Raw genomic sequence first — 23062 nt, 5'->3', positions numbered from 1 at the left:
TTTTTATTATCTCATCAGCAAGAGAACGTGTGGATTTCCTTCACCCAGAACTGGCCCTCACTACTGTTGACAAAAAGCCAAAAAGACCAGGTTTCCCTAGCCTTTTATTTTAATCATGTTGCCCTTCAATGTCCACAACAACGTAGCGATTTGGTTCGCTTCCCTCAGAATAGCTAGTTAGGCCATCCATCTTAGAGATAATCCGGTGGATAATTTTACGCTCGCTGCTAGACATTGGGTCTGTATGGTAAGCAACTTGTTCTGCCATCACTCGTTCTGCCAATTTTTGGGCGTAGCCTTGAAGGACTTCTGCGCGATGTTCTACATAGTCATTGACATTGATAGTGATGTAAAAATTACGTTCATAGCGGTTATAAAGGAAGTTTTGAGCCAGAAGTTGCAAGGCTTTCAAGACCTTCCCATGGTAGCCGATGACACGACCCGGCTCGTTGGTATCCACTTGAATATTGATAGTGCGACGGCTGTGGCTGCTGTCAATGCGGGCTTCCACATCCATGTCATCCAGAATTTCTTGGATGTAGGTGGATACTTCTTCTACCACTTGATTGATGTCATACTTTGGTTCCACCTTAATGTCCAAGTCATCAAAGCCTTGACTGCTTTCAGCCGTTTCATTTTCTGCTGTATCTTTGATAATTTCAATACGGCCTGTTTCTTCAAGGATGGTTTTCGCATCTTTCTTATTCTTTAAAATCTTGTCCTTGATTCCCTTTTCTAGGGTTTGACCGGACTTTTCATACTCTTTCACCGCCGCAACAACCTTACCTAGGTCAATCGTTGCTTCAGACACACTCTTTACGGGTTCGTTGAGGTCGTTGATTTCAGAAGGAACTCCACGAACAGCCTTTTGATTGGCCTTGACAACCGTTGTTTCGTTGATAACGTCAATTTCTACTTGGGCTGGTTTTTTCCCAAAACCTAGGAAACCTTTTTTCTCACGCGCCAACACGGTGATATGTGCTTTTTTGCGAGGAATATTTAGTTCTGCCAATCCATTTTGGATAGCTTCTTCAACAGTTGCTCCTGTAAATTTCATCTTCTCTCTCCTATATCCTATTTCTTTATCCTATTTCTTTCTGCGAGCTTTTTTCTGGGCTCTTCGTATTTTAGCCTGACGTTCTTTTTCCGCATCAATCTTAGCTTGGCGTTCTGCCTGAATCTTGAAAGGGTTGTTAAACAGCAGGGTTTGGAACACCTGAAAGGCGTTGGAAACTGTCCAGTAGAGGGCGACACCACTAGCAGCTGTTACTGCAAACATGAAAATCATAATCGGCATCACATAGGTCATAACCGTCATCGCACCGTTCTTTTCTGGAGCAGCCTTGTTGGTCAACCATGAGCTCAGGAAGGTGAAGACCGCTGCCAAGATAGGGAGGATGAAGTAGGGGTCTGTTCCACCTAGATTCAGCCATAGGAAATGACCTACTTTGAGGGCTTCCACTCTTGTCAGAGCTTGAAAGAGGGCAATCAAGATAGGCATCTGGATAAGAAGCGGGATGAAGGAAGCGTACATATTCACGCCATTGTCCTTATAGAGCTTTTGGGTCGCTTCAGCTAAAAGCTGGCGGCTCTCCATATCTTTTCCAGCATATTGTTCTTGTAATTCTCGTATTTGCGGTTGCAGCTCTTGCATCTTGCGCGTCGAGTTCATTTGGAACTGGAAGAGCGGCAACAAGAGGGTCCGAATCAAGAGGGTAAAAAGGATGATACCGATACCAATTTGACCATTGATGGACAGGAATTGAATGATGCTAGCAAACCAATAAATAAGTTGGTCCCAGGCACCTGTGGATTGGCTGGTCACTTCGCCGGTTCCGCAAGCGGTCAGCACAAGTAAGGTCAAGGTCAATAGACCAGCCCATTTAACTTTCTTTTTCAACAGCAACACCTTCCTGGTATAATTTAGCTAGTTTTAAAACATGGAGGAGATTTTGTTTGATTTCTTGGTAGGACAGGTTCTCCACACCCTTGCGAGTAATGACTACAAAGTCTTCACTGGTAAGCTGGTCGGCATATTCGATGAGAACGTGGCGGATTCTTCGTTTAATCCTGTTGCGCATGACAGCGTTTCCTAATTTTTTACTGACGGAAAGACCTACTCGAAAGTGGTTTTGTTCCTTGGGTAAACTGTAAATGACAAACCTTCGATTGGCTACGTTTCTTCCTTTGGTAAAAATATCATTAAAATCACGTTCACGCTTGACACGATACGTTTTCTTCAAAATGTCGCTCCATATTCCAAAATTACCTCTATTATACCATAAATTTAAAAAAAGCCAATAAACTGCGTGTTTATAGGCTTTTCTCCTGATTAAGTTCGGTTTTTGCTGTCTGAATTTGCCATTCAACCTGTGAAAATCCTGTTCCGCCCAGAGAAGTGCGGCGCTCCACAGCCGTTTTAGAGGACAGTGCCTGATAGACGTCTGCTTCAATCAGCTCTGAAATGGCCCGATAGGTAGCCAGAGGTACATCTTGAAGATAGTGGCCAGCCTTGCTGCAATCAAGAACCAGTTTGCCGACAATTTCGTGGGCCTGACGGAAGGGAATCCCCTTATTAGCCAAGTAGTCTGCGAGCTCCGTTGCATTGGAAAAATCTTTTTGGGTTGCTTCTTCCATGATTTGCTCGTTGACCGTCATGGTCTGAAGCATACCAGACAAGATGTCCAGAGCGACGGTGATGGTATCAACCGTATCAAACATACCCTCCTTATCTTCCTGAAGATCTTTATTATAAGCCAGAGGCAGAGATTTCATGACTGTTAAAAGGCCTATCAGATTGCCATAGACTCTTCCTGACTTGCCGCGAATCAACTCGGCCATGTCGGGATTTTTTTTCTGAGGCATGATGGAAGATCCTGTTGAGAAGGTGTCTGATAAGGTGACAAATTGATACTCATGGGAACACCAATTGATAATTTCCTCGCAAAGGCGAGACATGTGCATCATAAGCAGGCTACTGTTGGAAAGAAACTCCAGGATGAAATCTCGATCCGACACCGCATCCAGCGAATTGCTGTAAGGCTTGGCAAAGCCCATCAACTCCGAAGTCAGCTCGCGGTCAACGGGAAAGGTTGTCCCTGCTAGCGCTGCTGCTCCCAAAGGGGATAAATCGGCATGTTTCCTATTGAAAGCAAAGCGCTCACTATCTCTGCTAAACATACTGTAATAGGCCATCAAATGATGTCCAAAGCTGATTGGCTGAGCGTGTTGAAGATGGGTGTAGCCCGGCATGATGGTTTCAACATGCTGGCTTGCCAAATTGACCAAGGTTTCACGAAGTTTCCAGAGTTTATCCAAAACAAGCACCAACTGTTCCTTCAGATAAAGGTGCATATCCGTAGCGACCTGATCATTGCGTGAACGTGCTGTGTGAAGTTTACCAGCAAGGGGCCCGATTTTTTCCGTCAAAAGGCTTTCAATATTCATGTGGATGTCTTCGTTGGAAACATCGAAGCTCAAGCGACCAGCTTGACAGTCTGCCAGTAATTCCTGCAAACCGGTCTGAATAGCCACCGCCTCCTCCGGCTGAAGAATACCTTGTTTCCCCAACATCGTGACGTGTGCAATTGAACCCTGAATATCATACTGGGCTAGTCGTTGGTCAAATCGAATGGAAGCACCGAATTCCTCCACCCACTCCTCTAATCCGGCCTCAAACCGACCGCCCCACAATTTCTTTTCTACCATGTGCTTTCAGCCTCCTAATCTTGGTGGTGGACTTCTGCGTTCACTTTGGTCGGCAAGCCCCACAGTTTGATAAAGCCGATTGCTGCATCCTGATCAAAGGTATCCGCACTGGTATAGGTAGCGAGATTTTCATCGTAGAGAGAGTTGGGAGATTTTCTTGCAACGACCTGCGCATTTCCCTTGTAGAGTTTGACCTTGGCAGTACCATTGACCACTGTTTGAATCTGCTTAATGTAGGCAATCAAGGCGCTGGTTGCTGGGTTGTACCACAGACCGTTGTAGATCAGGTTGGATAATTCGTTTTGGACAATTGGCTTGAAATGAGAAACTTCACGCACCAAGGTCAAATCTTCAATCTCCTTGTGGGCCTTCAAAAGAGTGATGGCACCTGGACATTCATAAATTTCCCGCGACTTGATACCAACCAGCCTGTTCTCAACATGGTCAATCCGTCCCACACCATGCTTGCCAGCAATCTCATTGAGTTTTTGGATCAGTTTGGCCAAGCTGAGCTGTTCTCCATTGACAGCAACTGGCACTCCCGCCTGAAACTCGATTTCCACATATTCTGGCTGGTCTGGGGCATTTTCTGGTGAATTGGTAATGCCGTAGGCTTCTTCTGGCGCTTCATTCCAAGGATTTTCAAGAACACCGCACTCATTGGCACGCCCCCAGAGGTTCTGGTCTACCGAATAAGGGCTGTCCAAATCCGCAGGAACAGGAACGCCGTTTTCCTTGGCAAAGAGAATTTCTTCCTCCCGAGACCACTTCCACTCACGCACCGGAGCAATCACTTTAAGGCTAGGGTCCAAGGCTGCGATGGCTACCTCAAAACGCACCTGATCGTTCCCTTTTCCGGTACAGCCATGGGCAATCGTCGTCGCTCCTGTCTGATGGGCAATTTCAACCAACTTTTTAGAAATCAGCGGACGACTGAGAGCCGAAACTAGGGGGTATTTTTGCTCATAATAAGCGTGGGCTTGAAGGGCTGGCAAAACATAGTCTTGGGCAAACTCTTCCTTGACATCAATAACGTGTGATTCCACTGCACCAATACTCAAGGCCTTGTCATGGATGAAATCCAAATCCTTGCCTTCGCCTACATCTAAGCAAACCGCAATGACTTGATAGTCTTTTTTCAACCATGCGATGGCAACGGATGTGTCCAATCCTCCGGAATAGGCTAAAATCAATTTTTCTTTGGTCATCATGTCGTCTCCTTTCCTATTTCGCTAAGGTCACTAAAACTAGCTTAGGGTACAGTATAATGTATAATTATTATTTTTTCAACATATTTATGCAATTTATTCAAATTTTTTTCATTTTTAATAGAAAAAAGGGTTGGAAACCCCTTGCAATATCAAAAATTCTCCTTTACTCCCTTCTCTCACATATGCTATACTATTATGCATAAGGAGAACAGAATGGAAATTTGGAACGCCTACACAGCAGACGGTCACCTGACCAATCATAGCCTCACACGCGGAGAACCCATTCCCCACGGACTCTATCACTTGGTGGTCGAGTGCATCATCCGCCACCGCGATGGCAGCACCCTCTTCATGAAACGCGCCAGCATCAAGCCCTCCTACCCGAGCTATTACGAAGCGACAGCAGGAGGTTCAGCTTTGTTTGGGGAAATAGCAGAGCAGGCCATTTTGCGCGAAGTCCGCGAAGAAACCGGCATTGAGCTGACAACTGACCAACTCCGCCACCATACACATTTCGTCGCCCATGACGACCAGTGTATCTTCCACTGCTACTGGGCAGAAACCGACTGGGACAAATCTGCCATCCAACTCCAAGCCAACGAAACCAGCAACTTCATCTGGGTCAAACAAGAAGACCTAGAACACTTTCTAGAAACAGAACTTGTCATTCCCAGACAGAAGGCCTATGTGGAAAACTTGTTTTTAAAACATGAAAAGCCCTAAAGCCAAGACCAGACTTACCGCCAGATGAGAAAGAAAATGGCTAAGATGATTTTCCCCAAAAATCAGGAGACCTCCTAAAACGCGTACCCCGCAAGCTAAAGCCAACCCCAACAGAAACCCCCAACTGGTCTGCCATAGGAAAAGGCAGAGCAAAAGAGGGCAGGCATATAAAACCTGTAACCACTTGGGCATCTGCTTGCGATAAACCCAAGCAGATAGAGGCGACAGCCCCAAATAAAACACAATCAACCATTTAATGATGACCATATAGAACTCCTTTCCCCATCAATTTATCATAAGGGGCTAACCCCCTGTCAAGAGGAGATTATGAAAACAGGACAAGTCATGCAACAATTCGGTATTAAACGAGATACGCTCCGTTTCTACACCGAACAAGGGCTCTTGCAGCCACAACTGATTGACGGCAACTACCATTGGAGTGCCGAAGAAATCAACAACCTAGAAAATATCCTATCCCTTCGCCAATTAGGCTTATCCGTCAAAGCCATTATCCGTATCAAAGAACTCCACGACACCAAATGTGGCAGTTTAGAACAATTGGAAGAAAATAAGCAGGTTATATTGGACGAAATCAGCGACCGAAAAAAACAAATCCTCCTGTTCCAAGAACAGAAGGATAATTTGGAAAATCTTCTCAAGCAAATTGAAGAAAAACTACAAGATTTCTAGCAAAATCCCCGCTGTCACGCGACAGCGGGGATTCATTTATTTCAATCCTGCAGCAAGGCTAGCAATATCAGCTGGTCGGGTTCGGCAGCAGCCTCCAACAATCTTACTGCCCAATTGACGCCATTTTTTTGTATTATCTAACAGGCTATGGCTATGATCTGCCTGAGATTGCCAAGTTTGGCTTAGCCCATCATACACCTCACCTGAGTTTGGATAGGATACCAAGGGTTTGTCTGTCAGCTCTGCCATTTCTCCTAATAAACCATCAAACAACGAAGGGGCGGTGCAGTTGAAGCCGAGGGCCAAAATCTGAGGACTGTCCTTGACCAAGCTGATAACTGCTGCAAGCGGGGTGCCATCCGAAATCTTTCCTAGCTCCTGCGCAGTAAAACTCATATAGGCTTCTGCTTCTGGAAATTCTTGCGCAAGGAGTTCTACTAGAGCTTGTACTTCTAAGCTATTGGGAATGGTTTCCAAGCAGAGTAATTCCGCCCCAGCATCTAGGAGCAGCTGGATGCGAGGTCTGTGGAAATTTTTGAGCCCTTCAAGGTTAATCGTACCATAATCACCAGTATACTCAGAACCATTAGCAAGATAAGCGGCATAGGGACCGACACAGCCTGAAATCAGTGGGTAGGTACGCTGAGCCTTATTTTCTACTGACAGTCCAGACCAAACCTGTTCTCGTGCAGCCAAGGCCAATTCGACAGTTTGAACAATGACCGCCTTTGCCTCTTCTTCCGTCAGCCCCGCTTCCACCAAACCTGGAATAGTGGCTTGATAACTGGAAGTCGTTAGGATATCCGCCCCTGCTTGTAGGTAGGTTTCATGAATAGCCTTAATAACCTCTGGCTGGCTGAGAAGATATTTTGCAGACCAGAGGTTACCAGAAACATCATAGCCGAGAAATTCCAATTCTGTTCCCAAAGCTCCATGTAAAATAAGATAATCTTTAATAGCTAAAACTTCTTTAAATCGTCCCATAACGAATCTTTCTACCACTTTTTAAAACGAATATAATGGTAAACATAGCAAGCAATCATAAACGGCACACCGAAGTAAAGACCTGCTCGCTGAGAAGGATCCCAGCCGATTCCGATGATTGAAATAAGCAGCAAAATGACCGTAATCCATGGCAAGGTTGGCGAGAATGGCGCTTTATATTCCAATTCATCTTCGCTGTGGTTCTTCAAAAATTCACGACGGAAACCAATTTGCGCTAGAGGAATAGCTAACCAAGCGATAACAACTGCAAAACCAGCAATAGAAACCAGAGCGAGGAAGATGGTATCCGCTGCATAAATTGATGCCACAAGCGCGATAACAACGCCAATCATTGAAAGAATCATGCCACGCATCGGTACCCCATGTTTATTGATTTTTACCAAGTCTTTACTAATCATACCCTCATTTGCCAAAGACCAAAGCATACGACTTGAAGCGTAGAGCCCTGAGGTAGAGGCTGACAGAATGGCTGTCAGAATGATAAAGTTCATGATGTCTGCAGCGTACGGAAAACCAATCTTGTCCAAGACAAGTACAAAAGGAGCCTCTGTTACACCTGCTTCTGACATCGGAAGAAGAGCAGCTAAGACAACAATCGTCAAAACAAAGAAGACAACCAGAAGACCAATAGTAGATTTAATCGCTTGTGGCACAGCTTTCTTGGGATTATCCGTTTCGCCTGCTGCAATCCCAATCATTTCTACACCTGAAAAGGCATAATTAACAGAAAGCATGACTGAAATCAAGCCAACTAGACCGTTGGGCAACAATCCCTGAGCTGTAATATTATTGAAAAGCGGCGCACCCTTCGTTCCTTCAAAAGGTAAAATTCCAAAAATTGCTAAGATTCCCAGAATGATAAAGGCCATGATAGCATAGACTTTGACAGAAGAAAGCGCATCCTCCGCTCTGGCAAACCAACCGACAGACAGCATATTCAAACCAAAGACAATGACCGCAAAAATAGTTGCAAAAATCCAAATAGGTACACTAGGAAACCAACGTTGCATGAGCTGGGCTGCACCAACAAACTGAGAGGCTAATGCAACGACCCAGCAGAGCCAGTACATCCAGGCCACCATAAAACCTGTTCCAGGACTGATAAACTTAGTGGCATAGGTATGAAAAGAGCCTGTTACTGGCATGGCTACAGAAAGCTCCCCAAGTGAGAACATGACCAAGTAAACCATAACCGCTCCAAAGAGATAGGCCGCAATCGCCCCAAAGGGTCCGGCTTGAGCAATTGTATATCCTGAACTCAAGAAAAGCCCTGTTCCGATAACACCACCTATGGACAGCATACGCAGATGGCGACTATTCATCTCTCAATTGAAAGTCCCCTCGTTTTTAAAATTGTGATTTTCCATAACTTCTCCTTTTTCATAGTCTGATCTTCAAACCTATACAGTCTTTCAGCAGACTGTTTTCTTATAAAACTATCATACCACATATTTTTTGTAAACAGCATTATTTTTTCATAATCATTTCCATAGTCTTAGCCTATACTGGTTCTTACAGAGCTTAATGGACTAAGAATGGCAATCAAAAACCGCAATTCTGTGAGAATGCGGTTTTTAACTGTTTATGCTGAATCATTCGTTTGAGTCTGGAACATATTCTAAAATATCTCCCGGCTGGCAGCCCAGCTCTCGACAGATAGCATCTAGTGTGCTGAAACGAATGGCCTTGGCCTTGCCTGTTTTCAGGATGGAAAGGTTGGCTGGGGTAATGCCGATTTTTTCTGCCAAATCACCCGAACGCATTTTTTTCTTGGCTAGTTCAACATCAAGATTGACAATAATCATGGGCTAGCCTCCTTAGACTGTAAATTCATTTTCTTCTGCGATGGCGTTGGCCTTTTCCAAAATCTTAGAGAGGGTCATCAGCACAATCCCAGCTAGGATATAGGTCACATTAAAAAGGGTATAGGAAAAGTCGCCATGTCCTGCATGAATAAAGCCTCCGCTCTTACCGATAACCGAGCCTGCTAGTAGAAAGAGAGCAGCCCAGCGGGTTAAGCGGACATTTTGAGCGATAAAAATCGCCTCGCGGGATATATTCTGCAAGAAGAATCTGAGGCAGACCAATAGGCCCAAGATGCTGGTAGCCCCCAGCAGACCGATAAGAGCATCCAACAAACTAAGGTTTGCTCCTGACGAGCCTTGAAGGCTGAGAGTCAGACCATCCCGATTGACCAATAGACTGCTAATCCATGCCTGAAAGTTTTCCTGTCCCATCAGGAGTAGGCATAGGGTAAAGACCAAGCCAATGAAGACTCCTATTCCTGCGACGATAATAGCTACTGTAAGCAAGGGCAAGAACCACCTCAGATAGCCTAGACTTTCTGCACTCCCTTTTTTGGACTGTTTTGCCACTGACAAATACCCTATGATAACTGCAATAACTAGAGCAGCCACTACCACGATTGGAATTACTTGAGTCATCTATATTCTCCTTCTTTCACGTCTCCTAATCATTATACCTTAATTTCCTGATTTTTTGACAGAAATATTTCCTGCAGCGTGAAGCTCAACCATTTCCTTGCCCTGTCCTGCCTGTGGCTGCTCTAAAATCTGTCCGCCATCCTTGGCTTCCAACTCGTAGCCCCCATCGTAATCTGAAGGCAGGGTGAGAGCAACTTCTCCGTGAGTGCTTTGTAGGTAAAATTCCTGAAAGGAGGCTGCTTTGCCTAATACAATCTCAATCGTCACTGTCGGCTTGTCCTGCTTAACCGTCATAATAAGGCCGTCCTTAGAAAAAGGCAGGGTGACGATACCCTCTTCTTCCTGAAAACCTTCTTTTACGGTCTTCAAGGTTTCTTCTGCCACCGTCCCACTGACTCGAACTGTGGTCTTTTCTTCTTCTGAGCGCTGAATAATCACCTCAACTGGCTGCTCTAAGCCTGAAATGTTGATTTCCTGAATCTGATCACTTTCCACTGTCCACTTTTCATCGATAAGCTCCGTGGCCTGATCGTTCATAACCCCATTATACATAGCTGCTCCCAAGCCAAGAAGCAACAAGCCCACCAGACCGACTAGTATCCACTTTTTCATTTTCTATCTCCTCGTAATTTATTTGTATTCTCGCTTGGAAAAAATCCAGTAGCCTAGACCAAAATAGACAAGAGTAAACAGCATGGCTGCAATGCTAGACTTGTTCCAGTATTCTGTCCGATTGATTCCAAAGGATAGCTGCTGAAACATGAAATAGGGTTGCAGAATATCACTCTTTAGCAGCAACCGCACCAACTGACTAGCCAACTGATCAAAGAGCACAGCCAGTAAAATATAGGTCAGGTAAGATTGGTAAAGTTTGTCAAAGAGGTTAAAAATCAGATTGCACAGGCTGATGAGTACCAGATAGAACGGCAAGAGCTGCCAAAAGGCTTGAGTCAGCTCCCCATAGTGAGCCTGTCCTGTCAAAAGATGACGAACTATACCAGCTACCAAGATTCCGTAAGCAGCGTAAAAGAGTGAGAGGAAGGTACTTGCCAACCATTTGTAGACAAAGATTGTCAAGCGATTGCGTGACTTGATAATCCGCTGGTTAATCGTGCGAAAACCAAAGTCCTCCCCAAAGAAAATCTTGGCTGGTGTCACAAAAAAGATGGCAAAGAGCGGAGCCACCCCCCGCAAGATAGCCGTAGCACCTGCAGGAGTAGAGTCATCCTTGCCCAGATAGGCAAACAGACCAAACAAAATCGTCAATAAAACCATAGAAACTAATGACAGACGTTCTTTACCAATGCGGAACCAGTCCGCCTTCCATTCGTGTAGCATATTAGTTGCCCTCCTTTACTAAGTTCAGATAATAATCTTCAAATCCCTGTCCGGCTGGATAAATCGCCTTGATTTCCACTCCCAGTGTCAGTACATGCTGAATCAGTTCTTGTACGGACCAAACCGGCGGTAATTTTACGAAATCTCCACCAATTTGACCGCTCACTCCCTGCTGTTCCAACGAAGTCAACACAAGCGGATTGTCTGAGGTTGATAAATAGATTTTTTCAGCCACAGCGGCCTTCAAATCATCCTTACTCAAATCTTGAATGACCCGCCCCTTGTTCATAATGACATAGCGGTCTACCACTTGTTCCAGCTCTGATAGGATATGGCTAGAAATCAAAACTGTAATACCAAAGCGGTCGCGTAGATTGAGGATAATTTCCCGCATCTCCTTAATTCCCGCAGGATCTAAGCCGTTGATGGGTTCGTCCAAGATGAGAAAATCCGGAAAATCAATCAGCGCCAGTCCGATGGCCATCCGTTGGCGCATGCCGAGCGAAAAGTCCTTGACCTTCTTCTTTTTATCAACATCCGATAGCCCCACCAAACCTAGCACTTGCTGAATGCGCTCTTCTACTTGGTCAATCCCGCATTGAAGCGCTGCAAACCGAAGGTTGTCATGAGCAGATAGATTGGGATACAGACTAGGCGACTCAATCAAGGCACCGATACGAGGAGGGTGCGCAACACTAATTTCACCTCCGCTCTGCCGAATCAAACCAGATAGAATCCGCAACAGGGTCGTCTTGCCTGCACCGTTTGGCCCAACCAATCCACAAATCTCGCCCTTGCTGACTGAAAACGTCACATCTGACAGAGCTGCCTGTTGTCCGTAGTGCTTGCAAATCCCTTGAATCGTTAATAGAGTTTCTTTTGTTTTCATCCTCTTTCTCCTTTCACAATAAACGAATATTGTTAAATGAAAACACTTTATCGTTTTTCGATATAATCATAACACACAATTTTTCATTTTTCAAGCACTTTTTATCGTTTTTTGATATTTTTTGGATAATTTTCGATAACAAAAGAAAAAACTGACGGATAAGCGACTGATGAGCAGCAAAAAAATCCCCTCGAAACCGAGAGGATTGAACATCAATTACGCTAGTTTCTCCAACATGTTGGCAAGGTGTTGGATGGACTTTTCGCGTCCTAAAAGATAAATCGTGTTTGGCAGTTCTGGCCCATGCATCTCACCTGATACAGCGATACGGATTGGCATGAAGAGGTTTTTACCCTTGATGCCCGTTTCTTTCTGCACTTCCTTAATCAGTGGGAAGATGGTATCTGGCTGGAAGTCCTCGTCCGTCATAGCCTCTAATTTTTCCTTGAGGGCTGTCAAGACAGTTGGAACTGTTTCAGCCACCATTACTTCTTCTTCTGCTGCTGATAACTCTGGGAAATCTGAGAAGAAGAGATCGGTTAGAGGAACAATCTCATCCACCGAGGTCATCTGCGGCTTGTAGAGTTCTACTAATTTTTCTGCCTTATCTGTCAACCGTCCTGCAGCTTCTAAATATGGCTTCGCCAAATCAAAGATGCAGCTCAAATCAGCCTTTTTGATATACTCATTGCTCATCCAGTCGAGTTTTTTCGAGTCAAAGGAAGCTGGTGACTTGCTGAGACGGTTTTCATCAAAGAGCTGGATAATTTCTTCTTGGGAGAAGATTTCCTCTTCCCCACCTGGAGTCCAGCCCAAAAGAGTAATGAAGTTGAAGATGGCTTCTGGTAGGTAGCCCTTCTTGCGATAATCTTCAATGGACATGGTATTGGGATCGCGCTTCGACAGTTTCTTGCCAGTGTCCGCATTGATAATCAAGGTCATGTGGCCAAAGGCAGGTGCTTCCCAGTCCAGGGCCTCGTAGACCATCAGCTGCTTCGGTGTGTTGGCAATATGGTCATCTCCACGGATGACATGGGAAATCCCCATTAGGTGGTCATCAATCACAACCGCAAAGTTGTAAGTTGGGTAGCCATCACGCTTTTGAATCACCCAGTCACCACCGATATTGCCGCCTTCAAAGACGATTTCGCCCTTAACCATATCATCCCATTTGTAGATGCCTGCTTCATTGACAGCCAAGCGTACGGTCGGTACGATACCTGCCGCTTCGCGTTCTGCAATATAGGCAGCTTTTTCCGCATCAGTCATTCCTAGATACTCATTGATATAGCGCGGTGGCTCACCTGCTGCTTCCTGACGCTCCCGCTCTGCGGCTAACTCTTCTTCTGTTACATAGGACTTATAGGCCTTGCCTGTCGCAATCAACTGATCCACATAAGTCTGATAAATATCCAGACGCTCGGACTGACGGTACTGTTCATGGGTTTCTGGGCTTTCATCCCAGTCAATTCCTAGCCACCGCAGGTTTTCCAACTGAGAACGCTCCCCGTCTTCGATATGGCGTTTGCGGTCAGTGTCTTCGATACGAATGATAAAAGCTCCACCATGATGACGGGCAAAGAGGTAGTTAAAGAGGGCTGTACGAGCATTTCCGATATGTAAAAAGCCTGTCGGACTAGGTGCGTACCGCACACGAATTGGTTTTGTCATAATATAAGATACCAGAGCCGATCAGAAGGTCTTGAAATGGGTTCTTTTGGAGCCTTCTAATCGGGGTCCGTTCCTTTCTCCTGTAAAATTTCAATCAAGAAGATTATAGCATAAATTGGGAGCTGCGCCAAAAAAAAATCAGCCCATAAGACTGATTTTTAAGGATAAGTTATACTGGATAAATTTTCAAGCCTGAAAAGACGAGCTCCCCCGTTACTACCAAGGTCTTCTCCCCGGATCTTGGACGCAGATGATTTTCGACTCCACTAAAAGGACCACCGGCCTCAATGACAAGGTTCCAATCAGAAGGCACATAGAGATTGATGGATGAGAAGACCCCCTCTACTTCAAGAGTCCCACGTTCCCCCAATAGTTGCGCGTGATCAAAGTAGACATTGACACTACCAAAAGTCACTTCTACTGAGTCGCTTACAAAGTCCGTGTCACTAATGTAGCGGTTAGAACTGCTAAACACAGTTCCCTTGCCCTGATACCGTCCGTCTTCAATAAAATAACCTGTCACAAAATTATCTTTGGGTTTAAAGAGGATATTGATGCCTATGCAGGCCAGAACCGCTCCCAAAATGATTGTTCCCGTACCAATATTAACCAGTTTAAACTGGTTGTTGAGGAGGATAAACAGCCAAGTCCCATATACAAAAGCTCCGTTGACCGCCTTCTTGCTGACGCGCTCTAAAAACAAGACGCCCACTCCCACCATAAGCACCAAGCGCCAGAGCGGGATGGAAAAATCCGGCAGCTGGTCTTGAAACAAGACGAGGGCAGATAACACCAATAAACCGATTCCTAAAATATATTTTTTCATGTGATCACCTCAATTCCTGTAATTTTTCTTTTAATAAATGATAATAATGCCGTGAAACATGGACTTCCTTATGGGTGTTGGCAAAGCGAATGCGACTGGGCCCCGAAAAAGATTTGTCCAAAGAATAGACGGCCTTACTATTGGCTATCGTAGACTTGGAGATGCGGCAAAAGTATACAGGAAGAACGTCTTCCAACTCGTAGAGTTTCATCTTCACCTCATAGACATCCTCTCTGGAATGGGCAACAATCTTAGCCCCATTGGTTTCAAAAAAGAGCAAATCATCCAGTTTAAGAAAATACTCACTGTTTCCCTTATAAAAGACAAGCGAAGGCTTGTTCAATCGCGTCAAAGCTTGCTGAACTTCTGTAACAGCGAGATCCAATTCCGGCGCGCGAATGATAACTTCCATCTCATCCAGACTATCGTCAAGTTCAATCCTAACCTTCATAACTCCCTCCTTTCTACCTACATTCATTATAGCAGTTCTATTTCTGAAAACAAGGGAATTTCAGTAAGTGGTCAATTTCCCCTGCCAAGTGGTTCATAGCGACAGGCAAAAAGAGCAGGAAAGAACTTGAAACTTCAAAAAAGTTCCCCTCCAAATTGGCAAATTGAATCTGAACATAAGCTCCACAAATAAAAAAACGCATAAAATCATCTCGTTAAAACGTTGATTTCATGCGTTTTATAATGTGGACCGTTTCTATCTTTCTATTGAAATTTGAGTGTATGCTCAGCCTTTCTTCTTAAAAAATAGCATCTAAAATAGTGGTGCTGCCGCCACCGCCATCACCGCCTGTGCCAGTCAAGTGACTACCGATAACACCTGCAAATGTTTCAATATTGAGGCTCTGCACATAAATTTCACCATAGCCAGTAAAGGTATTGACAATCCCTTCACCGGTACCGATGGATTGAAGGAAACCATTTTCCAGATGGATGTCATAGTTGAGATCGCGACTCCAAGCCACCACATGGGCATTGTCAATGGTGATGGTTCCTCCATTTAACTCCAATTTTTTAATAGAGCCAAAGGCGTTGGCTAAAAGGGTTCCTTGGCCTTCTGTCGTCATAACAAAGAGACCGCCCTGACCGCCAAAGAAGGCACGTCCAATGCTCTGGCGCTCCATTTTATACTGGGCAGAACCATCAAGAGCCAAGAAGGCCCCGTCATTAAGACGATACTGCTTAGCACCCAGCTCCAATGCAATAACCTGTCCTGGTGTAGATGGTGCAAGTGCCAGTTTGCCGTCGTCCGCATTAGACACCGCCTGTGTAATGAACATGGACTCGCCAGACACCATTGAGCGGCCGATAGCCCCCATCAACTTACCAAAACCAGACCCCCCACGCGCATTGAGCTTGGTATTCAAAGTCACGCTCGGTGTATGGTAAACCATACTTCCCTGCTGGATGTAGGCCATTTCCCCAGCTTCAAGAGCAATTTCGACTAACGGAAACTGCATATTGCTATCAATTGTGTACTTCATACGATTGTCTGCCATAGGTTGATCTCCTTTGTGTTATATTACTAGTACAAGTATACTCTTTTACTCATCAATTGTCAAGATATTTGAGAAAAAAAACACAAAAAAAATAGACGAAGCCTTACTGGCTCCATCTTATTTAGCTGTAACCTCCATCATGCGGCCTGTATCTACATCATAGACCGCTCCAAAAATTTCAACATCCTCCGGGATTAACGGGCAAGCCTTCAGGAGAGCAATGTCTTCTCTGACACTTTCTTCAACATCTGTAAAGGGCAGAAAATCCTGACCTGCTACATCCACCTGCAAATTCTGTTTGAGCTGTTGGACAAAACCCTCGTTGGTGAAGGTCTGAGCCCCACAGTCCGTATGGTGGAGAACCACAATTTCCCGCGTTCCCAATTGTTGCTGGGAGATAACCAAGGAGCGAATCATATCCTCCGTTACCCGACCGCCGGCATTGCGCAAAATGTGGGCATCCCCCAGAGCCAGCCCCAAGGCCTGCGCCACATGAAGCCGCGAGTCCATACAGGTTACAATCGCCACCTTGGTCTTGGGTTTAAGCGGTAAATGATAGGTACCATGCAAGTCAACATAGGCCTTGTTGGCCTTCATAAAATTTTGAAAATAAGACATAAGACCTCCTTGTCTGATAGATTTTCAGAAAATAGAGTGGTTCTAGCTTACTATAAAGCCCTACAAAAATACAGAAAAAGGCGTTCGACTGATACGAACGCGCTCTTTCTAATGTTGTTTCAAGTTGTCCGCTTGACCATTAAAATTCCCACACCCATTCTATTTAAATACTTTTTGCAGCACTTCACCGATGGTAGTGACGCCGATAACCTCAATTTCTTTCGGCAAGTCAATATCCGTCAAGGAATTTTTAGGTGCGTAGATCTTGGTGAAGCCTAGTTTAGCAGCTTCTTTTATCCGCTGCTCGATGCGGTTGACCCTACGAATTTCGCCAGTCAGACCGATTTCGCCGACGAAGCAATCTTGGGCATTGGTTGGCTTGTCCTTGTAGCTGGAGGCAATGGCCACGGCCACGGCCAAATCAATGGCGGGTTCATCCAGACGGACACCGCCTGCTGACTTGAGGTAGGCATCCTGATTTTGGAGGAGCAAGCCAGCTCGTTTTTCCAAAACGGCCATAATGAGGCTGGCACGGTTAAAATCCAAGCCCGTCGTCGTCCGCTTGGCATTGCCAAACATGGTTGGGGTAACCAAGGCCTGGACCTCTGCCAAGATAGGCCTGGTGCCCTCCATGGTCACGACAATAGCAGAGCCTGTCGCCCCGTCCAGCTGCTCTTCCAGAAAGACCTGGCTAGGGTTGAGGACTTCGACCAAGCCTTGGGACTGCATCTCAAAAATACCGATTTCATTGGTGGAGCCAAAGCGGTTTTTGACGGCCCGCAGGATGCGGAAGGTGTGCTGGCGCTCCCCCTCAAAATAGAGCACGGTATCCACCATGTGCTCCAGGGTCCGCGGTCCTGCCAGGGTGCCCTCCTTAGTCATGTGCCCCACGATGAACGTGGCGATATTGTTGGTCTTGGCCAGCTGCATGAGCTCGTGGGTGACTTCGCGGACCTGGCTGACAGAGCCTTGCACACTGGAAATATCGGGGCTCATAATAGTCTGGATGGAGTCGATGATGAGAAAGTCAGGCTTGATTTTCTCGATTTCGGTCCGAATGGCCTGCATATTGGTCTCGGCATAGAGATAAAACTCGCTGTCGATGTCGCCCAAGCGCTCGGCCCGTAGCTTAATCTGCTGGGCAGACTCTTCTCCTGATACGTAGAGAACGGTGCCGATGGTGGAGAGTTGGGTGGAAACCTGTAAGAGCAGGGTGGACTTACCAATCCCTGGGTCTCCCCCAATCAGGACTAGGCTGCCCGGCACCACACCGCCACCCAGGACGCGGTTAAACTCTTCCATGTTGGTCTTGGTTCTGGCCACTTGGATAGAGGTCACTTCATTAAGTTTCATGGGTCGGGTCTTCTCACCAGTCAGGCTGACCCGCTCGTTCTTGACTTCGGCTACCTCGATTTCCTCCACAAAAGAAGACCAAGCTCCACAATTGGGACAGCGGCCCAGATACTTGGGCGAATGGTATTCACAATTTTGGCAGACAAAGGTTGTTTTTTTCTTAGCGATGATGGTTCTCCTTATAATTCCACTTCAAACAGTTCACAGTAAGCAATGGTTTCTTTATAGACAAACTGGCGGATGAGCATGCCGTGGCAGACGATGACGACGGTATCGTATTGGCGGTAGTTTTCCAAGGCTTTGAGAAAACGAATCCGCACTTGCTCGGCGGTTTCATAGCGCATGGGCGAGTCGACCGCTAGCTCTCCCTTATTTTCCCAAAAGAGTCGATAGGCCTTGTTGGCCTCCTCTGCGCTATCATTCATCCCGTCCAAATCTGGTCGCCATTCATGAAAAAAGGGCTCTACCAAGAGGGGGAGGTTGTGATGACAGGCGATGTAGGTCGCTGTTTCCAAGGCCCTTGTCACACTTGAAGAAACCAGCACTTGGGCTTGAGCAAATAGTGGATTTTTCGCGGCTTCTTGGGCCAGATAGCGTCCATGTTTTGTCAAGGGAGCCAAATCACGGCCAAAACCTCGGTATTCCCACGGTGCTTCACACTGGTCCAACATGCTATAATCCGGCTCGCTATGGCGAACAAAGATGACTTTCATGTCCTAAGCTCCTGTTGAGCCAAACCCGCCAGTTCTCACTCCGTCCGCCTCATCGCCATCGACAACTAAGAAGGGCATAAAGACACCTTGGACAATGCGCTCACCGACCTCTAGGACGACTGGCTCATCTGTGATGTTTTTCATCTGGGCAAAGATATGCCCTTCGTTGGCTGGATTGCCATAATAATCCCCGTCGATGACCCCGACCGAGTTGATGAGGACCAATCCCTTCTTGCGAGGGTTGGAAGAGCGGTCAAAGAGGTAGAGGACCTCCCCTGCCTGCATGTAGGCCTTGACGCCTGTCGGCACCAACTTAATCTCGCCCGGTGCGATGGTGGTTTCCACCGCCACCTTCAAATCATAGCCTGCCGCATGGGCCGTTTCCCGTTTTGGCAATAAGTTTTTATCTGTAAACTGGCTGACCAGTTCAAATCCACGGATTTTCATACACATTCCTTTCATTATTCTTGTTCTATTATACACTAGTTCGCAATAATGGTTCCAAATATAAAAAATTTGAAACATTTCACTTGCCATAGCTCTATTATACAGGAAATTCATAGTGGCTGATACTCTTATGTTCTCAAAAGACTAGCCGTTCCTGTACTCCCCTGCTTCCTGCTCTAAGTTATCGGCTAGTTGGTGCAATTCTGCGACCCTCAACATGGCCAACCCCTTATCAATTAGCTTCTTGTCCTGTCTGAGAATTCCCATCCGAACATTAGCGAAGCCCAGATGGTCAATCCTCAGGCTTTCTTGAGCAATATCGTAAACAACCTGAGTTACCCGAAGGCACTCCTCCTGATGGCCACTATGGAAAAAGATACTGCTAACATTAGCTAATAGGGAAAATTGACTGGAACGAATGTCTTTGAAATCCCTATACTTGGCTAAGGAATCTAAAATTTTATCGACAATTCCCAACAAGCGATCCGGCGAAAAGAGAATCAGAACCGCACTGAGTTTCCGCAAATCTGCTAGATACCAGGTATCGCACTTTTCTAGCTCCTGCCAGATCTGCTGAGCCAAGGCCTGCGATGGATCACTATCTCCATGTTGCCGAATCATCAGATTCAGCCTAGCAATCTTGACGATGGTTTCAATCCGAATATCCTGATAGAGTTTCAGGTAGGCCTCTCCGTCCGCAATCAGTTGCTGCATCTCCTCCTTGCGCACAATGGAGATGTTGTTCTCAAAGCGCTTGATTATTTCCGACCTTCTGGATGGCGAAAAATCGTGGCAGATATAATCAAACTCTGCAAAGGTCATGTCCAATTGGCGCAGAATTTGTTCCATCGTCCAGATATTCGGCAGCTCCTTGTTGTTTTCAATTTTTGACAGAGTAACTCTGGAAATAAAATCACCGCAAACCTGAGCTTGGGTCAGCCCTTTGGATTTCCGAATATCTCGCAATACTCGGCCAAAATCATACCGCATACACCACTCTCCTCAAAAAAATGTAACTAAAGTTTACATTTTTTGAAAATTCTTTTTTTCTATTGTATCATAAGGGTGGTGACAAATCTATTGCCAAAGGAGTTTACGATGAAACAAAAAACAGCTATGATCCAACAACTTGTACTTACTTCACTGTTTTTCGCTCCTGTCGTTCTAGCAGGTGGCTGGTTAATCTGGTGGATGTAAGCACCCCTTTCCTTATGTTCTTCATATAACGGGGTAGTCCAAAGCAGTTGAGCAGCCTTGTCGGCAAGCTCGATGAGACAACAGGTCATCTTGCAATGGATTAACCCTTCTCCTAGTTTTTACCCCCCCATTTACCCTGCAGGCTCCTCCTTCGCAGGGGTATTTTTATGGCTAGGAGAAAAGCAAACGGCTTAAAACCCTATTCCTAAGAATGGTAGTTTTAAGCCGTTTTTACTTATTCAAACACAAACTGGTTATGGTAGAGTTCGGCATAGAAACCGTTGAGTTTTAATAGCTCTCGGTGGTTGCCTTGCTCGATCACCCTTCCGTCTTTGAGGACGATGTCAACCCTCAAATCTGACTTTATTTCTCCGGTATGACCCAAAACAAATAGTAAGTGATGAAGATTGTTAATAGTCCCAGTCCCATTTTGACCAATAAAATAGGAGCCAGCCAGATAGAAATTGCCATGAGTAAGTAAATTTGCCAGATGATTTGCTTTTTTCGTTTGCGGGAAATGGATTTGGTCTCAACGTAATCAGCTACGTAAAATTGATACATTTTTGTATTGCGTAGCCATTTTTCAAACCTTTTTGAACTTCTCGCAAAGCAAAAACCAGCTAAAAGTAAAAAAGGGGTTGTCGGAACTATCGGCAAAACAATCCCAATGACACCAACCATCAAACTAACAAAACCAAATACTAGATAGAATATTCTCTGCATACTAATATTATACCAAAAAACTCGTGAATTTTTGAACAATTTTATCACATTTTCAGAAAACGCTTGCATTTTATTGGATAAACGGGTATGATAAAGGTACCAAATTTAGGAAAGAGAGAAGACGCTATGAAACTTCTAGGACTGGTCGGAACAAACTCCGCTCGCTCAACCAACCGCAAACTCTTGCAGTACATTGAACAGCACTTCGCTGATAAGGCAGATATCGAACTGGTTGAAATCAAGGAACTCCCAATCTTCAATAAACCAGCCAATCGAGAATTACCAGAAACTGTTAAAGAATTGGTCGCAAAAATTGAGGCTGCTGACGGAGTCATCATCGGAACTCCCGAATATGACCACTCTATTCCAGCTGTCCTTATGAATGCCCTTGCTTGGGTATCATACGGTGTCTATCCACTATTAAACAAACCAGTTATGATTACTGGTGCTTCTTATGGAACACTTGGTTCCTCTCGTGCCCAACTACAGCTACGTCAAATTCTCAACGCTCCTGAACTCAAGGCCACTGTCTTGCCAGATGAATTTTTATTGTCACATTCCTTGCAAGCCTTTGATGCCAATGGGGAGCTCATTGATTTAGAAACTAGTCAAAAACTGGATGCCATCTTTGATGATTTCCGCCTCTTTGTCAAGATGACGGAGAAATTGTCCAATGCCAAGGCTCTCTTGAAAAAAGAAGCTGAGAATTTTGACTGGGAAAACCTAGACTAGGGAGGAAATGCTATGAAATTTGTTGCAATCGTTGGCTCTAATGCGGACCAATCCTATAACCGCATGCTTCTGCAATTTATGCAGCGCCATTTTAAAATCAAATGTGAAATTGAACTTCTTGAAATCAAGGATGTTCCCATGTTTAACCAGGACGAGGACCAGTCGGACTGCTTTGCTATCCGCTACCTCAACAACAAGATTACCCGTGCAGATGGGGTCATTATCGCGACTCCTGAGCACAACCACACCATCACTCCAGCCCTCAAAAGCACTCTAGAATGGTTGTCCTTCAAGCTCCATCCACTGGAAAACAAGCCTGTTATGATTGTGGGTGCTTCTTACTATGACCAGGGGACATCAAGAGCCCAAGTTCATTTGCGCAAAATTTTGGAAGCACCAGGTGTCAATGCCTATACGCTGCCAGGCAATGAGTTTCTGCTCGGCAAGGCCAAGGAAGCCTTTGATGTGAATGGCAACATCAGCAATGAAGGCACCGTCAAATTCCTGGAAAGCTGCCTAAATAACTTTATCAAATATGTGGAGGTGGTATCTAAATTGCGCAAACCAAAACCGATTGAACCAGAAGATTTGGACTGTGGGAAGCCGATTGCAACGACCATCACTGGTGTGGATCCCGATGATCCAGATTGGCTAGAAAAGGCTTCTAAATTGGTTAACGCAGTTGAGGGAGACACCTATGTTAAACTGGACAATGGTCTGTTGACCGTTAACCAACTCAATATGTTCCTCAATGCGATGCCATTTGAATTGACCTATGCAGATGATAATAACCAGTTCCTCTACTACAACAATAGTCACCAAGAACCTGATACCATGTTGGGTAAACGGGTACTTGCTCAAGTAGGAAATCGCCTGTCAACTGTCCACGGTACGCTACCTCCTGCCCGCATGAAGAATGTTGAATGGGTTGTCGGTACCTTGCGTAATGGTAACCAGGAATATGTTCGTACCATTGTACCCGGTACCCCTGCTGAAATTATCAACACCCACAACTACCAAGCTATGTACTATCCTGACGGATCCTACGCTGGTATCAATGAAATTATCTTTAATTTCAAACCATGGCTAGATTGGTATCTTGAAGCTACTGGTCAACGCTTGGTTGGTGGTTCGGGAACTGCCGCAGCTCCTGCACATGTTGACGCAACCTCTGGTGCATCAGATGCTGGTAGTGCCCCTGCTACTTCCACACCGACAGATGCAAATTCTGGTGCATCCGCTCACTAATCGTTCACATATAGTGGG

General features: G+C 45.4%; 27 protein-coding genes. 4 read left to right on the top strand and 23 right to left on the bottom strand.

Annotation, left to right across the window (positions count from 1 at the left end):
• Positions 1–109 precede the first annotated feature (109 nt).
• The 5 genes from jag to INT76_RS08005 all read right to left on the bottom strand — a co-directional run bounded on the left by jag (position 110) and on the right by INT76_RS08005 (position 4916).
• Complete coding sequence (gene jag / locus INT76_RS08025) at positions 110–1057, bottom strand: RNA-binding cell elongation regulator Jag/EloR (protein ID WP_212569934.1); 948 nt, start codon at positions 1055–1057, stop codon at positions 110–112.
• Positions 1058–1087: 30 nt separating this feature from the next.
• Positions 1088–1900, bottom strand: coding sequence for a YidC/Oxa1 family membrane protein insertase (locus INT76_RS08020; protein WP_212569933.1), 813 nt, complete (start codon positions 1898–1900; stop codon positions 1088–1090).
• On the bottom strand, positions 1884–2243 hold the full coding sequence (rnpA, locus tag INT76_RS08015) for a ribonuclease P protein component (protein ID WP_212569932.1): 360 nt from the start codon (positions 2241–2243) through the stop codon (positions 1884–1886). The genes INT76_RS08020 and rnpA overlap by 17 nt, the downstream gene beginning before the upstream one ends.
• Positions 2244–2313: 70 nt before the next feature.
• Positions 2314–3708: an argininosuccinate lyase gene (gene argH / locus INT76_RS08010; RefSeq protein WP_212569931.1), complete on the bottom strand. Its 1395-nt coding sequence runs from the start codon at positions 3706–3708 to the stop codon at positions 2314–2316.
• Positions 3709–3722: 14 nt separating this feature from the next.
• The gene (locus INT76_RS08005) at positions 3723–4916 is read right to left on the bottom strand and encodes an argininosuccinate synthase (RefSeq protein WP_212573050.1); all 1194 of its coding nucleotides are present in this window, start codon (positions 4914–4916) and stop codon (positions 3723–3725) included.
• A 216-nt stretch (positions 4917–5132) separates the two neighbouring features.
• On the opposite strand from INT76_RS08005, the gene INT76_RS08000 reads away from it, so the two are divergent.
• On the top strand, positions 5133–5642 hold the full coding sequence (locus INT76_RS08000; RefSeq protein ID WP_212569930.1) for an NUDIX hydrolase: 510 nt from the start codon (positions 5133–5135) through the stop codon (positions 5640–5642).
• On the opposite strand, the gene INT76_RS07995 is transcribed toward INT76_RS08000, so the two are convergent.
• Positions 5622–5909, bottom strand: coding sequence for a hypothetical protein (locus tag INT76_RS07995; RefSeq protein ID WP_212569929.1), 288 nt, complete (start codon positions 5907–5909; stop codon positions 5622–5624). The two genes, INT76_RS08000 and INT76_RS07995, sit on opposite strands and share 21 nt — an antisense overlap.
• Before the next feature lie 60 nt (positions 5910–5969).
• Between INT76_RS07995 and INT76_RS07990 the strand changes: the two genes are divergently transcribed.
• Positions 5970–6332 carry a MerR family transcriptional regulator gene (locus tag INT76_RS07990; RefSeq protein WP_212569928.1) on the top strand — a complete coding sequence of 121 codons (363 nt, stop codon included), beginning with the start codon at positions 5970–5972 and terminating at the stop codon, positions 6330–6332.
• Positions 6333–6368: 36 nt separating this feature from the next.
• On the opposite strand, the gene mmuM is transcribed toward INT76_RS07990, so the two are convergent.
• The 17 genes from mmuM to INT76_RS07905 all read right to left on the bottom strand — a co-directional run bounded on the left by mmuM (position 6369) and on the right by INT76_RS07905 (position 21064).
• A complete protein-coding gene (gene mmuM, locus INT76_RS07985; protein WP_212569927.1) occupies positions 6369–7316 on the bottom strand; it encodes a homocysteine S-methyltransferase in 948 nt (315 codons plus the stop codon).
• Positions 7317–7327: 11 nt separating this feature from the next.
• Positions 7328–8659, bottom strand: a complete 1332-nt coding sequence (locus INT76_RS07980; protein ID WP_212569926.1) for an amino acid permease — start codon at positions 8657–8659, stop codon at positions 7328–7330.
• A 270-nt stretch (positions 8660–8929) separates the two neighbouring features.
• Complete coding sequence (locus INT76_RS07975; protein WP_212569925.1) at positions 8930–9142, bottom strand: helix-turn-helix domain-containing protein; 213 nt, start codon at positions 9140–9142, stop codon at positions 8930–8932.
• Between the two features lie 12 nt (positions 9143–9154).
• Entirely contained in the window at positions 9155–9781 is a 627-nt protein-coding gene (locus INT76_RS07970; RefSeq protein ID WP_212569924.1) for a DUF2975 domain-containing protein, read from the bottom strand.
• A 39-nt stretch (positions 9782–9820) separates the two neighbouring features.
• On the bottom strand, positions 9821–10393 hold the full coding sequence (locus tag INT76_RS07965; protein ID WP_212569923.1) for a hypothetical protein: 573 nt from the start codon (positions 10391–10393) through the stop codon (positions 9821–9823).
• 18 nt (positions 10394–10411) lie between these two features.
• Positions 10412–11119, bottom strand: coding sequence for a hypothetical protein (locus INT76_RS07960; protein ID WP_212569922.1), 708 nt, complete (start codon positions 11117–11119; stop codon positions 10412–10414).
• Between the two features lies 1 nt (position 11120).
• A complete protein-coding gene (locus INT76_RS07955) occupies positions 11121–12008 on the bottom strand; it encodes an ATP-binding cassette domain-containing protein (RefSeq protein ID WP_212569921.1) in 888 nt (295 codons plus the stop codon).
• Between the two features lie 216 nt (positions 12009–12224).
• A complete protein-coding gene (gltX, locus tag INT76_RS07950) occupies positions 12225–13679 on the bottom strand; it encodes a glutamate--tRNA ligase (protein ID WP_212569920.1) in 1455 nt (484 codons plus the stop codon).
• 169 nt (positions 13680–13848) lie between these two features.
• A complete protein-coding gene (locus INT76_RS07945; protein WP_212569919.1) occupies positions 13849–14505 on the bottom strand; it encodes a hypothetical protein in 657 nt (218 codons plus the stop codon).
• Between the two features lie 4 nt (positions 14506–14509).
• On the bottom strand, positions 14510–14956 hold the full coding sequence (locus tag INT76_RS07940) for a LytTR family DNA-binding domain-containing protein (RefSeq protein WP_212569918.1): 447 nt from the start codon (positions 14954–14956) through the stop codon (positions 14510–14512).
• A 298-nt stretch (positions 14957–15254) separates the two neighbouring features.
• Positions 15255–16013 carry a TIGR00266 family protein gene (locus tag INT76_RS07935; RefSeq protein ID WP_212569917.1) on the bottom strand — a complete coding sequence of 253 codons (759 nt, stop codon included), beginning with the start codon at positions 16011–16013 and terminating at the stop codon, positions 15255–15257.
• Positions 16014–16130: 117 nt separating this feature from the next.
• Complete coding sequence (locus INT76_RS07930; RefSeq protein WP_212569916.1) at positions 16131–16631, bottom strand: beta-class carbonic anhydrase; 501 nt, start codon at positions 16629–16631, stop codon at positions 16131–16133.
• Positions 16632–16790: 159 nt separating this feature from the next.
• A complete protein-coding gene (radA, locus tag INT76_RS07925) occupies positions 16791–18167 on the bottom strand; it encodes a DNA repair protein RadA (RefSeq protein ID WP_212573049.1) in 1377 nt (458 codons plus the stop codon).
• Positions 18164–18697 carry a histidine phosphatase family protein gene (locus INT76_RS07920; RefSeq protein ID WP_212569915.1) on the bottom strand — a complete coding sequence of 178 codons (534 nt, stop codon included), beginning with the start codon at positions 18695–18697 and terminating at the stop codon, positions 18164–18166. Before INT76_RS07920 ends, radA begins: the two co-directional genes overlap by 4 nt.
• A 3-nt stretch (positions 18698–18700) precedes the next feature.
• Positions 18701–19144 carry a dUTP diphosphatase gene (locus INT76_RS07915; RefSeq protein WP_212569914.1) on the bottom strand — a complete coding sequence of 148 codons (444 nt, stop codon included), beginning with the start codon at positions 19142–19144 and terminating at the stop codon, positions 18701–18703.
• 144 nt (positions 19145–19288) lie between these two features.
• Complete coding sequence (locus tag INT76_RS07910; protein ID WP_212569913.1) at positions 19289–20134, bottom strand: helix-turn-helix domain-containing protein; 846 nt, start codon at positions 20132–20134, stop codon at positions 19289–19291.
• A gap of 570 nt (positions 20135–20704) precedes the next feature.
• Entirely contained in the window at positions 20705–21064 is a 360-nt protein-coding gene (locus INT76_RS07905) for a YbaN family protein (RefSeq protein WP_172057127.1), read from the bottom strand.
• Positions 21065–21190: 126 nt separating this feature from the next.
• Here INT76_RS07905 and INT76_RS07900 point away from each other — a divergent pair, with 126 nt between their 5' ends.
• Both INT76_RS07900 and INT76_RS07895 read left to right on the top strand, forming a co-directional pair.
• A complete protein-coding gene (locus INT76_RS07900) occupies positions 21191–21796 on the top strand; it encodes an NADPH-dependent FMN reductase (RefSeq protein WP_212569912.1) in 606 nt (201 codons plus the stop codon).
• A 12-nt stretch (positions 21797–21808) separates the two neighbouring features.
• Complete coding sequence (locus INT76_RS07895) at positions 21809–23044, top strand: NAD(P)H-dependent oxidoreductase (protein WP_212569911.1); 1236 nt, start codon at positions 21809–21811, stop codon at positions 23042–23044.
• The last annotated feature ends 18 nt before the right edge of the window (positions 23045–23062 follow it).

The sequence above is a fragment of the Streptococcus oriscaviae genome (assembly GCF_018137985.1).
In the GTDB taxonomy this organism is placed as follows: Bacteria; Bacillota; Bacilli; order Lactobacillales; family Streptococcaceae; genus Streptococcus; species Streptococcus oriscaviae.
Note: the sequence above shows the minus strand (reverse complement) of the source record. Positions and strands in the feature narration are given on the sequence as shown.

What these genes read in the sequence shown, in the direction of transcription:
- jag (WP_212569934.1), bottom strand. Translation starts at nt 1,057, where the DNA reads ATGAAATTTACAGGAGCAACTGTTGAAGAAGCTATCCAAAATGGATTG.
- argH (WP_212569931.1), bottom strand. Translation starts at nt 3,708, where the DNA reads ATGGTAGAAAAGAAATTGTGGGGCGGTCGGTTTGAGGCCGGATTAGAG.
- INT76_RS08005 (WP_212573050.1), bottom strand. Translation starts at nt 4,916, where the DNA reads ATGACCAAAGAAAAATTGATTTTAGCCTATTCCGGAGGATTGGACACA.
- INT76_RS08000 (WP_212569930.1), top strand. Translation starts at nt 5,133, where the DNA reads ATGGAAATTTGGAACGCCTACACAGCAGACGGTCACCTGACCAATCAT.
- INT76_RS07995 (WP_212569929.1), bottom strand. Translation starts at nt 5,909, where the DNA reads ATGGTCATCATTAAATGGTTGATTGTGTTTTATTTGGGGCTGTCGCCT.
- INT76_RS07990 (WP_212569928.1), top strand. Translation starts at nt 5,970, where the DNA reads ATGAAAACAGGACAAGTCATGCAACAATTCGGTATTAAACGAGATACG.
- mmuM (WP_212569927.1), bottom strand. Translation starts at nt 7,316, where the DNA reads ATGGGACGATTTAAAGAAGTTTTAGCTATTAAAGATTATCTTATTTTA.
- INT76_RS07980 (WP_212569926.1), bottom strand. Translation starts at nt 8,659, where the DNA reads ATGAATAGTCGCCATCTGCGTATGCTGTCCATAGGTGGTGTTATCGGA.
- INT76_RS07975 (WP_212569925.1), bottom strand. Translation starts at nt 9,142, where the DNA reads ATGATTATTGTCAATCTTGATGTTGAACTAGCCAAGAAAAAAATGCGT.
- INT76_RS07970 (WP_212569924.1), bottom strand. Translation starts at nt 9,781, where the DNA reads ATGACTCAAGTAATTCCAATCGTGGTAGTGGCTGCTCTAGTTATTGCA.
- INT76_RS07965 (WP_212569923.1), bottom strand. Translation starts at nt 10,393, where the DNA reads ATGAAAAAGTGGATACTAGTCGGTCTGGTGGGCTTGTTGCTTCTTGGC.
- INT76_RS07960 (WP_212569922.1), bottom strand. Translation starts at nt 11,119, where the DNA reads ATGCTACACGAATGGAAGGCGGACTGGTTCCGCATTGGTAAAGAACGT.
- INT76_RS07955 (WP_212569921.1), bottom strand. Translation starts at nt 12,008, where the DNA reads ATGAAAACAAAAGAAACTCTATTAACGATTCAAGGGATTTGCAAGCAC.
- gltX (WP_212569920.1), bottom strand. Translation starts at nt 13,679, where the DNA reads ATGACAAAACCAATTCGTGTGCGGTACGCACCTAGTCCGACAGGCTTT.
- INT76_RS07945 (WP_212569919.1), bottom strand. Translation starts at nt 14,505, where the DNA reads ATGAAAAAATATATTTTAGGAATCGGTTTATTGGTGTTATCTGCCCTC.
- INT76_RS07940 (WP_212569918.1), bottom strand. Translation starts at nt 14,956, where the DNA reads ATGAAGGTTAGGATTGAACTTGACGATAGTCTGGATGAGATGGAAGTT.
- INT76_RS07935 (WP_212569917.1), bottom strand. Translation starts at nt 16,013, where the DNA reads ATGGCAGACAATCGTATGAAGTACACAATTGATAGCAATATGCAGTTT.
- INT76_RS07930 (WP_212569916.1), bottom strand. Translation starts at nt 16,631, where the DNA reads ATGTCTTATTTTCAAAATTTTATGAAGGCCAACAAGGCCTATGTTGAC.
- INT76_RS07920 (WP_212569915.1), bottom strand. Translation starts at nt 18,697, where the DNA reads ATGAAAGTCATCTTTGTTCGCCATAGCGAGCCGGATTATAGCATGTTG.
- INT76_RS07915 (WP_212569914.1), bottom strand. Translation starts at nt 19,144, where the DNA reads ATGAAAATCCGTGGATTTGAACTGGTCAGCCAGTTTACAGATAAAAAC.
- INT76_RS07910 (WP_212569913.1), bottom strand. Translation starts at nt 20,134, where the DNA reads ATGCGGTATGATTTTGGCCGAGTATTGCGAGATATTCGGAAATCCAAA.
- INT76_RS07905 (WP_172057127.1), bottom strand. Translation starts at nt 21,064, where the DNA reads ATGCAGAGAATATTCTATCTAGTATTTGGTTTTGTTAGTTTGATGGTT.
- INT76_RS07900 (WP_212569912.1), top strand. Translation starts at nt 21,191, where the DNA reads ATGAAACTTCTAGGACTGGTCGGAACAAACTCCGCTCGCTCAACCAAC.
- INT76_RS07895 (WP_212569911.1), top strand. Translation starts at nt 21,809, where the DNA reads ATGAAATTTGTTGCAATCGTTGGCTCTAATGCGGACCAATCCTATAAC.